The sequence below is a fragment of the Pseudarthrobacter sp. MDT3-1 genome, assembly GCF_054510755.1.
Window position 1 is genome coordinate 1 of record NZ_JBTNDX010000003.1, and the last position, 12,526, is coordinate 12,526.

Annotated in this window: 9 protein-coding genes and 2 pseudogenes; 1 reads left to right on the forward strand and 10 read right to left on the reverse strand. The window is 63.8% G+C overall.

All coding sequences use genetic code 11. The features are described from left to right. Positions 1-138: 138 nt before the first annotated feature. The 8 genes and pseudogenes from ACX80X_RS02640 to ACX80X_RS02675 form a co-directional block, all read right to left on the reverse strand. A pseudogene (locus tag ACX80X_RS02640) lies at positions 139-633 on the reverse strand (IS110 family transposase); the annotation flags it as partial. A 376-nt stretch (positions 634-1,009) separates the two neighbouring features. Further along, complete coding sequence (locus ACX80X_RS02645; protein ID WP_252611973.1) at positions 1,010-2,365, reverse strand: MFS transporter; 1,356 nt, start codon at positions 2,363-2,365, stop codon at positions 1,010-1,012. A 118-nt stretch (positions 2,366-2,483) separates the two neighbouring features. Next, positions 2,484-3,341, reverse strand: coding sequence for a LuxR C-terminal-related transcriptional regulator (locus ACX80X_RS02650; protein ID WP_459311140.1), 858 nt, complete (start codon positions 3,339-3,341; stop codon positions 2,484-2,486). 55 nt (positions 3,342-3,396) lie between these two features. Next, the gene (locus tag ACX80X_RS02655) at positions 3,397-4,080 is read right to left on the reverse strand and encodes a TetR/AcrR family transcriptional regulator (RefSeq protein ID WP_459311142.1); all 684 of its coding nucleotides are present in this window, start codon (positions 4,078-4,080) and stop codon (positions 3,397-3,399) included. Further along, a complete protein-coding gene (locus ACX80X_RS02660) occupies positions 4,064-5,263 on the reverse strand; it encodes an acetyl-CoA C-acyltransferase (RefSeq protein WP_252611979.1) in 1,200 nt (399 codons plus the stop codon). Before ACX80X_RS02660 ends, ACX80X_RS02655 begins: the two co-directional genes overlap by 17 nt. Next, positions 5,260-6,894: an AMP-binding protein gene (locus ACX80X_RS02665; protein ID WP_459311144.1), complete on the reverse strand. Its 1,635-nt coding sequence runs from the start codon at positions 6,892-6,894 to the stop codon at positions 5,260-5,262. The genes ACX80X_RS02660 and ACX80X_RS02665 overlap by 4 nt, the downstream gene beginning before the upstream one ends. A gap of 9 nt (positions 6,895-6,903) precedes the next feature. Further along, the gene (locus ACX80X_RS02670) at positions 6,904-8,085 is read right to left on the reverse strand and encodes an acyl-CoA dehydrogenase family protein (RefSeq protein WP_252598696.1); all 1,182 of its coding nucleotides are present in this window, start codon (positions 8,083-8,085) and stop codon (positions 6,904-6,906) included. An 86-nt stretch (positions 8,086-8,171) separates the two neighbouring features. Beyond that, positions 8,172-9,440: a 3-hydroxyacyl-CoA dehydrogenase family protein gene (locus tag ACX80X_RS02675; protein ID WP_459311146.1), complete on the reverse strand. Its 1,269-nt coding sequence runs from the start codon at positions 9,438-9,440 to the stop codon at positions 8,172-8,174. Positions 9,441-9,718: 278 nt separating this feature from the next. On the opposite strand from ACX80X_RS02675, the gene ACX80X_RS02680 reads away from it, so the two are divergent. Further along, complete coding sequence (locus tag ACX80X_RS02680) at positions 9,719-10,099, forward strand: DUF485 domain-containing protein (RefSeq protein ID WP_459311148.1); 381 nt, start codon at positions 9,719-9,721, stop codon at positions 10,097-10,099. A 31-nt stretch (positions 10,100-10,130) separates the two neighbouring features. Here ACX80X_RS02680 and ACX80X_RS02685 read toward each other — a convergent pair whose 3' ends face one another. Next, positions 10,131-10,643, reverse strand: a complete 513-nt coding sequence (locus ACX80X_RS02685) for a universal stress protein (RefSeq protein ID WP_252598699.1) — start codon at positions 10,641-10,643, stop codon at positions 10,131-10,133. Between the two features lie 370 nt (positions 10,644-11,013). Continuing rightward, positions 11,014-12,459, reverse strand: a pseudogene (locus ACX80X_RS02690) (DUF5129 domain-containing protein). Positions 12,460-12,526 lie beyond the last annotated feature (67 nt).

Below are 12,526 nucleotides of genomic sequence, written 5' to 3' on the forward strand. Positions count from 1 at the left end.
AAGCAGCAGGCAGCCTCAAGACAAAGCACGGCGCCCGGAACCCGCACAAACGGGTGCCGGGCGCCGTTCTTGGTTACCGACTCGATCGGATGATTCTGAGCGTATCCTCCTTGCACCATGCGGAGCCGTGAAATGAGGCATGGAGGGATGCTTGATGCAGGCGTCCTCGAGGAGCTTCTCCAGCCGCTGGATCTCCCGGGTCCGTTCCCGGGTGATGATGGTCCTGGCCCGGGTCAGGTCACGCAGTTCACGGATCGGCGGCGGGGGCACAAACGAGGCACGGACCAGCCCGTGGGCGCCCAGATCGGCCAGCCAGGCAGCGTCGGAGACATCGGTTTTGCGGCCCGGGACGTTCCTGGCATCACGGGCGTTGACCAGAACGACATTCAGGCCCTCGTCCTCGAGCAGGTAGTAGAAGGGACGCCAGTAATCACCGGTCGCTTCCATCACCACCAGGCTCACCCGCTCCTTGAGCAGGTGTTCCTTCAGGTTCAGAATCTGGCCGGTCATCGCACCCCAAGTGGTGACCGTAGAGGCAGTTGCCTTCGCTCCGCGGCCCTGGACACGGACGCAGACCTTCGCGTCCTTCTTCGAAATATCAATACCCGCGCACCGCGGGTGGATCACTTCCATCCCGGATCACCCTTCCCAGTCATTCCGGCAGGAATCAAGGTGCATGCGTTCCGGGGAGGGCGGATAAAACGACAAATCTGACATTCGTGCTCAAAGGCAACAATCCACGGTCCCGCGGACAACAAAACTGTGCCCTCCACCACCAAACTAGTCCACAGGCTCACCGGCACCATAGGGGAATCGGGGTCCACCGAAACACACACATCAAGTGTGTCCCCACAGCCTCTGCAAGCACCAGAGATCCACCGGATCAGAGGTGACCCGGCCAAATTTTCCATCCCCACGGCGGAGCGAAGCACCTCAGGAACTAGGCCCGGGAGCAGGAAATCGAGCTCGTCCATGCCGACAAATCTGGTGAAAAGGGCGCCCGCTACGGTCACTTTGCGGCGGTGGTTCCGGAGGTTGCGAGGTCGATGCCACGGGTTTCCGGGAGGCCGAAAGTGGCGAAGAGGCTCACCAGGCTCACGCCGGCCAGAAGCAGCCCGATGGCGGGACTCCCCAGGCTGGCGCCGAGCGATGCGGCCACCAGCGGCGTGATGCCGCCGCCGACGAGCGCTCCGAGGTTGTAGGCCATTCCGGCACCTGTGTAGCGGTAACGGGTGGCGAAGAGCTCCGGCAGGAAGGCGCCCACCGGACCGTAGATTCCGGCGACGATCAGCAGCGTGCCGGACAGCCCGACTGCAAACGACCAGGTGGTGCCGATGTCGAGAATCGGGAAAAGCAGGAGCGACCAGGGGATCGCCACGACGCACGAGCCAACGATCACGGCTCGGCGGCCGATCCGGTCGGAGAGCACTGCGCTGCCAATAGTTCCTGCTGCGAAGAACATCGCGCCGACGATTCCCAGCGAGAGGATGGTGGGTCGGCTGTGGCCAAGGCCCTCGGCACTTGTGCCATAGCTGCTGAGAAAGGCTGTGCCGATGTAGAAGAAAGCGAAGAGCATCATGGTGGAGGCGCCGCCCAGGAGGATCTGGCGTGGCTGGTTTCGCACCGACTCCCACACGGGTAGCTTGCGGGGCCCGGCCGGGACGGCGCTCGAGTTGCTGGCCTCCTTGAAGACCGGAGTCTCTTCGATCTTGAGGCGGATGTAGAGACCGATCATAACGAGCACTGCACTTCCGATGAAAGGAATGCGCCAGCCGTACGTGAGGAATGCCTCCGACTTGTCGCCGAGTGACAGATTGATGATGAGGAAGGTTGCACTCGCGAGGGCGAAGCCAATCGACGGGCCCAGCTGGGGGAAGGCTGCGAAGAGGCCCCGGTGTTTGGGCGGGGCGTACTCGGCGGCCATCAGTGCCGCGCCGGCCCATTCGCCGCCGACAGCGAATCCCTGAAGAAAGCGGAGAACAACGAGGATGATCGGCGCGGCGATCCCGATTACGCTGGCGTCGGGCAGCAGCCCGATGGTGACGGTCGCGATGCCCATGATGAGCAGTGTGCTGACGAGCGTTTTCTTGCGCCCCAGCCTGTCACCGAAGTGGCCGAACAGGACGGCACCAAGGGGGCGCGAGACGAAGGCCACGGCAAAGGTTCCGAATGAGGCGAGAGTGCCGGCGGCCGGGCCGAGCGCCGGGAAGAAGACCTGGGGGAAGACGAGGGCCGCAGCCGTACCGTAGATGAGGAAGTCGTAGAACTCGATGATGCTGCCCATCGAGCTGGCGACGGCGACCCTGGCCATCGAGGTGCGGCGCGGACCGGACCGGTTCGCAACCGGTGCGAGGCTTTCGAGCATGCGATATCTCCTTTGACATCGGTCGTCGAAACGAGGTTTGTTTCGACGCGAAGATGTCATCGTGCCAGCGCCGTGCGTTCGCCAACACCTCCCGATGGAGGTGTTTTCGCGCCACCGGTCAGGGCAAAAGGCGGAGCCGGCGTGCGGCCACTACGGCCTCCGCACGGCTGTGCGCGTCCAGTTTCGCCATGATCGTCTGCATGTAGCTCTTCACGGTCACTGCCTTGAGTGAGAGCCGTTTGCCGGTTTCGGCATAGGAACAGCCGAGCGCCACTTGGGCGAGCACATCCGTCTCCCGCCGGGTGAGGTGCGGGACGCCGGCCGGCGCCGCGTCGGAGCCCTCGAGCCGTGCGGTCACGGCGATGATGCGCTGGGCGAGTTCGGGATCAGTCGTGGTGCTGGCCACCGAGAGGAGCTCGGCATGCGCGAGCCGGACGGTCTCGATGAGGTTCCGGTCCGGTGGCTCCGCGGCCAGGCTTTGGACGACCCGGAGAATCGAGACTCGGTGGTCCACCTCGTCCCGAATGGCCAGTTCCCGCGAGATCCTCGAGGCGCCGGTGCTGAGTTCGGTCACCACGGACTCGCCGATCGATGTCCGCTCCCGCGTTGCCGCGTAGAGGACACACCGGGCACGGCCGTCTACGAGGATGGGGAGCGCCATCATAGTCCGCAGCCCCTCGATGCGTACGGCGGCGTCATGATGATGGGTGATGCTGTCCGAGTCAAAGTAATCGGCCACCCCGACCGTGCGCGCCTGGGAGAGGGCCCGCCCGCCCACCCCCTCCCCGGGCTGCACGCTGAGGTTCTTCAGACCGTGCGTCGTGGTGCCGAAGAACTCGGTGATGGTGAGCTCGGTGCGGTTGACGAGGCCTGCGAAGAACACCGCTGAGCCTGTCCGGGCTGCGGTTTCCCGGATCGCCCGCTTCAGCAGGTCGCGGTCGCTCGGACGGTAGACGTCGTTGTCACTCCCTGTCATAGGGCCCTTCCCCGGTTAGATGGAGCAGGTGGACTGAGCAGCCGGATGGAGCAGGCTAGACGGAGCGGCCGTCGATCTTGTCCTGGATGCGCCGCGCCAGCTCAGCAGTGGGTGTCGAGCGGGGAAAAACAGCCACAACCAGGTCGTCCCCGGCCGGGACGGATGCGGGGTCGCCCTGCGGCAGTACCCCGAAAATACGGCGCACCGCCAACAGCTCGTGTTCCAGGTTCTGGAGGGAACCGCGGGAGGAGTCCAGCATCATTTCGCGCAGCACGTAGTTATGGGTTGAGGTGACAGCAGCGGCGAACCGGATTGCGTCAAGAGTTGATATGCCCGGCAGTGCCTGGCGAAGGTAGTCCGAGAAAAGACGTTCATAGCGGGAGACCATGATCGTTTCCCGGTCCCGCAGCGCGGGCACCGCCTGCACCACGTGGTAGCGCTTTTGGGACAGCTTTCGGCGTTCGGAAAATTTCACGAAGACCAGCTCTGCGGCCTGGCACACAGCCTCCCACGGATCGGGATGGCTGGCTGCCAGGTAAACCGTCAGCTCGGCGAGCAGGGCTTCGTGGTCCGCAAAGATCACGTCTTCCTTAGCGCGGAACTGACGGAAGAAGGTGCTGCGGGAGATTCCGGCAGCGAGGGCAATATCGTCCACGCTGGTCGGGTCGTAGCCATTGTCGGTGAACAGATCCAGCGCGGCCTCGGCCACGCCGGAACGGAAATTAGCCACTGATGCCATCCCGGTACAGTAGCAGCGCGTCACCCTGTCCGCCGCCGCCACAAAGCGCGACGGCGGATTTGCCGCTCCCGCGCCGCATTAGTTCATGGACGGCCGAGACCACCAGCCGCGCTCCGGAGGCGCCGATCGGATGTCCGATGGCGATGGCTCCGCCGTTGATGTTCACCTTGTCCAAACCGACGCCCAGGGCTGCTGCGGAGTGGGCCACCACCGAGGCGAAGGCCTCGTTGATCTCCACAAAGTCAAGATCCCCGGCCGTCCAGCCGGCGCGCGCGAGGGCCGCGGTGATTGCCTGTGCCGGCTTGTCCGGCAGTGTTGTGTCGGGCCCGGCGATCTGCCCGGCGGGCCCGACGACGGCCAGCACCTCGAGCCCGTGGGCATCGGCGTACTCGCGGGTCACCAGCACGACGGCGGCGGCGCCGTCGCTCAGCGGTGAAGCATTTCCGGCGGTGACTGTTCCCTCCGCGGTGAAGGCCGGCTTTAGCCCGGCCAGCACCTCCTGCGTGGATTGCGGGCGGACGCCCTCGTCATCGCCTACCAGTACGGGCGCGCCGCGCTTCTGCGGCACCGAAACAGGGACGATTTCGGCGCTGAATCTTCCCTCGGCCCGGGCCGCGGCTGCCCGCTGGTGGGACAGCGCCGCGATAGTGTCCTGCACCTCGCGGGAGAGCTGAAGGTCCGCGTTGGCGCGGTCCGTGGCAATGCCCATGAGCTCCTGGTCAAAGGCATCCGTGAGCCCATCATGGCTGGCCGAGTCCACGGCCGTGATGCCGCCGTAGAGGTAACCGGCGCGCGAGCCGGTGAGCAGGTGCGGCGCCTGACTCATGGATTCCTGGCCGCCGGCGACCACCACATTCGCCTCGCCCAGTTTGAGCAACCGGACGCCCTCGATGATGGCACTCAGCCCGGAGAGGCAGACCTTGTTCACCGTGACGGCGGGGGCACTGAGCGGTATTCCTGCCGCGACGGCGCTTTGCCGCGCGGGGTTCTGGCCCGCGCCGGCCGTCAGGACCTGGCCCACGATGACCGCGTCGACGGACGCCGGTCCGATCCCGGAGCGCTCCAGGGCCGCGGCGATGGCCGCGGCGCCCAGCTGCACAGCGCTTTGTGAAGCCAGCTGGCCCATCAGCTTTCCTTGAGGGGTGCGGGCCGCGCCCACAACAACTATGTCCTGGCTACTCATTTAGTGGGTTCCTTGCTGGGGGCGGGGGCGCTGAGGTCCAGGGCACGTAGCCGCGACTTCAGGACTTTTCCGGTGGAGTTGTGAGGGAGCTCTTCGGGGAAAAGGATCCTGTCCGGAACCTTGAATCCTGAGAGCAGGCCCTTGACGTGCGAGCGGATCTCCTCGGCCGTGACCGAGCTGGAGCTGCTGCGGATGACAAAGGCCACCGGGCGTTCGCCCCATTTCTCGTGCGCGACGCCGATCACGGCCACGTTCAGCACCGCCGGGTGGCTCATAATGGCTTGCTCCACCTCAATTGTGGAGATGTTTTCTCCGCCGGAGATGATGATGTCCTTGGCCCGGTCCTTGAGCTGGATGTAGCCGTCGGGATGCATCACGCCGAGGTCGCCGGTATGGAACCAGCCGCCGCGGAAGGCGTCGGCCGTGGCCTCGGGATCCTTGAAGTAACCGAGCATCACGTTGTTACCCCGCAGCACGATTTCGCCCAGCGTTGCGCCGTCGGCCGGGACATCGAGCATGTCCAGATCCACGATGCGCGCCGTCTCGGCCTGCAGCATCCCCACCCCCTGGCGGGAGATCTTGACGGCCCTGTCCTGGGCGGAAAGATCATCCCACTCGGTTTGATGCTCACAGATCGTGTACGGGCCGTACACCTCGGTCAACCCGTAAACGTGGACCACGCTGATCCCGATTGACTCCAGTGACGCGATGATCGCGGGCGACGGCGGCGCCCCCGCCGTCGTGATCCGCAGCGGCACCTTGAGCTCGTGGGCCTGGGGTGCGCCGGAAATAATGCTGCACACCGTGGGGGCGCCACAGAGGTTGGTGACTCCGAGAGTGTCGATGGCGTCCCAGACGGCGTCGGCGCGCACTGCCCGCAGGCAGATGTGGACGCCTGCGGCCGCCGTCACGGCCCAAGTGGTGCACCAACCGTTGCAGTGGAACATCGGAAGGGTCCAGAGGTAGCGCGTGTCGCCGGTGAAGTGATTGTGGAAGGTTTCCCCGAGCGAGTTCAGGTAGGCACCGCGATGCGAATACAGCACTCCCTTGGGCTTGCCCGTGGTGCCGGAGGTGTAGTTGAGCGTGATCGGGGCGCGTTCGTCCTCTACGCTCCACGGAAGATCTGCGTCCTGGTGTCCGGACGCGGCGAGGAAGTCTGCGTACTGCGTCGTGCCGATGCCTGCCGGGACGTCCGGATACGGGATGGTGCTGTCAGGCACTTCGATCACCTCAGCCAGCTGTGTCAGGCCCAGGTCCATTCCCGCCACGGTGGCCAGCAGTTCCGAATCGGCAAACAGCAGCCTGGCTTCGGAATGCTCCAGGATGTATTGGAGTTCCCTGGCGGACATCCGCGAGTTCAGGGCCACCAGGACGCCGCCAGCCAGGGGGACGGCGTAATGGGCAATCAGCAGTTCCGGCACATTAGGACACAGGAAGGTTACCCGGTCTCCGGGCTGGATCCTGCTCTTGATCGCTTTGGCCAGCCCCTGGGCTTCGGCGGCGAAGTCCCGGTACGTATAGGAGCGGTCACCGTGGATGATCGCCGTCTTCTGTCCGAACACCTCGGCGGAGCGCTGCAGGAACCGCAGGGGGCTCAGCGGGGTTTCATTGGGAAGTTCAACTGTGGTCATGGCGAATCCTTAGGCGAAGGCGCTTTGTCCGGTGACATCGCGGCCGATCAATAGGGTCTGAATGCTTTGCGTTCCTTCGTACGTATGTATGGATTCGATGTCGAGAAGGTGCCGGATCACGTGGTTTTCCAGCAGGATGCCGTTGCCGCCCAACATGTCGCGGGCAATGGACGCCAGCTCGCGGGCCTTGCGGGTGTTGTGGTACTTCGCCATCGAGGCCTGGGTGGGGCGCATCTCGCCGGCCGCATCAAGTCCCGCGAGGTGGAAACAGTGCAGCTGCATGCTGGTCAGCTCCGAGAGCATGTACGCCAGTCGCTCCTGGACAAGTTGGAACTTTGCCAGCGGCTTGCCGAACTGTGTCCGCTGCGTGGCATAGTTCAACGCGGCTTCGTAGACGGCGGTGGCGTGGCCGAGAGCGGACCAGGCGACCCCCAAACGCGTGGCAACAAGGATTTCGGACGTGTCCTTGAAAGTGCGGGCGCCGGGGAGAAGATTGGCCTTTGGAATGCGGACGTTGTTCAGCTTGATCCGGGCCTGGTGGATTGCGCGCAGCGAGGCCTTTCCGGTGATGGTTTCGGCCTCGTAACCCTCCCGGTCCTGTTCCACCAGGAAACCACGGACATCGCCGTCGTCATCGCGTGCCCATACCACCGTGACATCGCCTACGGAGCCGTTGCCGATCCACTTCTTCTCGCCATTGAGGACGTAGTCCTCCGCGTCGAGCGAGGCGGTGGTTTCCAGTGCCACGGAATCGGAGCCGTGGTCCGGTTCCGTCAGGGCGAAGGCGCCGAGCTTTTCGCCGCGGGCCAGCGGACCGAGCCAGGTCCGGCGCTGGGTGTCGGAGCCAAAAAGGGCAATCGTCCGCAGTACCAGGCCGCCCTGGACTGCGATGACAGTGCCCAGGGAACCGTCCCCGCGGGAGACCTCCATGTTGACCAGGCCGGCGGCCAGCGCGGACATGGGCTCCAGGCCCTGTACGTCAATGCCATCGGCCAGGAGGTTCATGGTGCCCATCCGCTTGGCCAGATGGGCGGGGAACTCGGCCCGTTCCCAGTAGTCGTTCATCTGCGGTATGGCCTCCGCGGTGAAATCCCGGGCACGCCTCCACGCTTCGCGGTCGGGTGCGGAAATGTTGGCGAAGACGGAGTAGTAGTCCGTGTCCAGCGGTTCAGCGACGTCATAGTCGGGCATGGGCTTACATCCTTTTTTGGGGAGGAATTGAGAAATGGCGCGGAGGTGGCGGCGCTTGTTTGAGGCGGGCCGCGCGGCCCTGGCTATCAGGCGAAGCCGGACCCGGGGTGGAAATCCCTACCCCACACACGCCGGGAGGCGCCGCTTTGGTCTAGCAGCGGGGTGAGGCCCCCCAGACGCTGGGAGAAGTTGGCGCCCAGCAGCATGCACAAATCCACTTCCGCCGGACCGGCCACCACCTTTTCGGCGAGCATCAGGCCCACCTCCTCGGCCAGGGCGTCAAGTATCCCTGCCCTGATGGCCTCCGCGTCAGGTGCCGGCACCGAATCTCCGGCATCGGCAGACGGCAGCAAGGCGGCCGCCTCGGGAAGCACCGTGCCGGACTTAGCGAGGTAGCCGCGCAGCCGGGCATCCGCAATGGCTGCCAGGCTGGTACTGACATAAAACCGGTCAGGGTAGGCGGCGTGCATGGTCTCGCAGATGTGCAACTGGACCGCGGGTCCGATGAAACCCAGCAGCGTCAGCGGGGTCATGGGTAGCCCGTGCGGGTCCAGGGCATGGTCCGCCAGCTCGATATCCGTCCCGTCATCAATGACCTGCAGCAGTTCGCAGAACAGCCGGGTCAGGATCCGGTTCACGACAAAGCCCGGCGTGTCCGTTACCAGGACCGCAGTCTTGCCCAGAAGCCGGGCAAGCGAACAAGCGGTGGCGACGCTGACGTCGTCGTTGCTTTCAGTGCTGATGATTTCCACGAGCGGCAGCACAGCCACCGGATTGAAGAAATGCAGTCCCACCAGGCGTTCCGGATGGGCCAGGCCGTGACCCATCGCCGTCACGGAAAGGGACGACGTATTCGTCAGGAGCAGCGCATCAGTGCGCAGCAGGGGCTCGATCTCCGCGAAGACGGCGCGTTTGACGGCCAACTCCTCGAACACCGCCTCGATGACCACATCGCAGTCCCGGTACTCGCGCTTATCCACGGTGCCGCGGACAAGACTTCCCAAGTCGCGGGCCGCCGTTTCGCTGAGTTGCCCCCGGCTCACCAGCTTCTCCAAGTGCCCGGCGATCCAGCCAAGCGCGCCATCCACCTTTGCCTGGGAAAGATCCGTGATCAGGACCGGAACGCCGAGCTGTTTGGCAAAAACAAGGGCAAGCTGGCTCGCCATGAGCCCGGCCCCGATTACGCCAACGCTTCGGACGGGGCGCGGATCGGCGCTGGGTGCGCCCGCCGGCCGCTGCCGTTGAGTGTCCAGTAGGGCCGCGGCATACGCCTGCGCCGATTTTCCGGGCGACTTGCCGGCGTCGACGGCAGCGCCCGTGAGTGAGGCAGTTTCTACGACATTGTCAGGAACCATGTCACCGTTCTACAGTGAAACTGAGTGTCAAGTCAACTGATACTCAGTTTCAAAGAAGGTGATTGTGGCTTTGGAACGGCTGGGTTGGCGCGATGATCTCCGAGATAGTTCCCTTTTCTGTGCGCCTCAATTCGGCTGATGTCGCAGTAGGGCGAGACTAAATCGGGGCTATGCGAGACAATGGGAACGGCGGCCGCCACGCGCAACAGTGAGAGCAGTCACATTGGCCGGACGTCTGTTCAGCCGGTGTGGACTGTAAGTCTCAATGAGGAGGAACGATGGGTAACGAAGCCGAAACTCCGGACGCAGCGGCGTCCGTGGACTTCGAACAGGTCCAGTCGACAGAGCGGTTCCAGGAACTGCGCAAACGTCACCGTAGCTTTGTCTTTCCCATGGCCATTGCATTCCTGCTCTGGTATTTCGCATACGTCCTGCTGGCTGACTACGCCGTCGAGTTTATGTCCACCAAAGTGTGGGGCAACATCAACATCGGCCTGATCCTGGGCCTGCTGCAGTTCGTCTCCACGTTCGCCATCACCGGCTGGTATGTCAGCTACTCCAACCGGAAACTGGACCCCATCGCCGCCGAAATCCGCCACGAAATCGAAGGCCACGAGTTCGACCAATCCGGCAACCGAGCGGACGGAGCGGCGAAATGAGAGGGACCCGGTTCCTGTGAGAAGCCGTGTCTTACGGCTTGAGAGGCGGAATCCCGGCTTTTCCAGGGGTCTGCCCTTTCGCCTTGGAGCCCTTCCATAGATGATGGGAGCGGTGGCTGCTTTCGGTATGCAGCACCAAGACGGGGCAGTCCGCGTGGGCAACACACGCAGTGCTCACGGAGCCGAGGTGCATGCCAAGGAAGCCCCCATGGCCCCGGCGTCCAACCACCAGCAATGAAGCGCCGGCCGCCACTTCCACGAGCTTCGCCGCAGCCGGTCCGCGGACCAGTTGCGAGGTCAGTCTTTCCGGAGTCTCCTCACCGAACGCCTTTTCCAAGGCGTCCGCAAGAGTCTTCGCCGCAGCCGCTTCAAACCGGGCGAAATCGGGCGGAACATATCCGGCGTAAATCTCCGGAAAATCCCAACAGGCAATAGCGACAATGGTGGCGTTCAGGGCCGGAGCCAGCTGTGCCCCCAGACGGAGGGCCTGGATGGACGATTCCGAACCGTCCACACCGACAAGAACCTTGGCTTCCGCATCCATGATCATTCTCCTTCGAAGGTGAATCCCCTGGTTGTTCCTAGTCTGCAGCTCCCATTAGCGGTAGCTGTGTGCCGAGCATATGCGCACCCGCAGGCGAACGGAACTGCCTACGGATGTTTCTCGGGTCTGTCCGGGAATCCGATGCTATTTAGGTCCAATCACCGAAGTAGCCGCATGGGCTAAAGCAGTGTCCACGGGTCCGTCCAAACCGTGTAACCACTCGCCTTATCGACAAATTCGCGGGAGCAAGAGCCTTGAGCTGCTATCCAGAGACCGGATGAGTCGGGCATGACATCACCCTGGGCTCCTCCTTCTACCGCTGTGGGCTGATTTCGTTTTCGTAGTCATTCATAGTGGGCCACGACTGGAGCTACAAACTTGAGGAACTGCCTGAACCGGAGAAGCTTCCGCCGCTGCTGCCATAGCCCGTGGTTCCGCCGGCGCCCCTGGCAGAGCTGACGCTGCCCACGCCGGTGTTCAGGCCGGAGTTGGAGGCAGGAACAGAGAAGAAATAGTAGGACGGGTAGACGGGGCCGAGGATGCTGGGTTCGTAAGTCTGCTTACGGTGGCGGTCCGTGCCTTCCTGCGCGTTCTCCATCTCCGTGCGCATGAGCTTTGCTTCGCGGTCGGTCTTGGTAAGACCCTCGATCACGGTTTCTGCGTGGTTCTTCAGGAGAACTGAAAGATGGCTCCTGGCGTCGCGCAACCCGTCCAAGGCAGTTTCCGGTGTGATCGTGCCGTCCGCGAGTTCTGCGGTCCAGCGCTCGATCTCGGGCAGGCTCGCGTCACGGAAGGACCTGAGGGCCGCGGCGGTGGCGGAGTCACGTTGCCCGTGACGTTTGCTGAGCAGTTGCTCCACGCCCGCCAGATCGCTGCGGAAGGGCGCCAGCTGCCGGTCCCAAGCTGTGGGCCAGGCAGTGAGCTTGTTGAGCAACGCGTTGCTGTCGGCAATGACGTCGTCCAGGGCGTCCAGTTCCGCCGCCGCATCTGCGTACTCCCGCACCAGCTTGAGGTTCGACCGGCGGCCCAACGCCTTCGGTGTCAGGGCATGGACCCGGTTCGAGAGCCCGGTGGTGGCGTTGTACCGGTTGAGGAAATTGCGGTGCTTTTCCACAACACTGCTGCCATAGGAAGAGGACTGGGGGATGGTGCGGGCATTCAGTTCCGTGACATCCAGGTCCGTGCTCACACTGGCATAGCTCCGGTCTCCGCGCGCCAAGTCCTTCCGGCTGCCCGCCCTTGTCACCGCACCCACCGTTAGCCATGCCGCAATGCCCAGGGCGGCCAAGGCGCCGGTCACCCACGCAGCGACCTGGAATGCCGTGGACCGGTACCAGGGCTGGTTGATCAGTTCGGCACCGCGCCGGACTCCGGCGATGGTTCCGTCCGTCCATTGGGCGTCCCGCAGGAGGTCCTTTGCGGCATTTTGGATGTCATCCCTTTATTCCAGCGAGACCTTGCGGTCCTCGCCCATATAGGTGCTCACATGCCGGCCGACAGGATCGAGCGCAAAGATGAAGAGCCCGTTGGCCCACTTCTGCCCGTCGGGACTGATCCAGTCCGGGTGTTCCGCGCAGGCGAACCTGAGAACCTCCTCGTTCAGGTTGTCCGCGGCGCTCCCGTTGTAGGTATACACAGCCACCTTGGTGGGCTCATGGAACTCGATCGCAGTGATGGCCGGGACGAGGGTGTTGCGGTCAAGAACTCCTGCCCGGTCCTCAACAACGACGTTGGTCGGCGGGAGCCCGAGGGCTGCAGCGCAGCCGACAAGCAGTAGCGCAAACACTAAGAGCAGCCTGAACGTCTTGAGCATCATGCAACCGGCCACACAATTTTTGTTTGCGGTTCCGGGGTCAATCCATTCAAAAGGACAAGAATCCGCT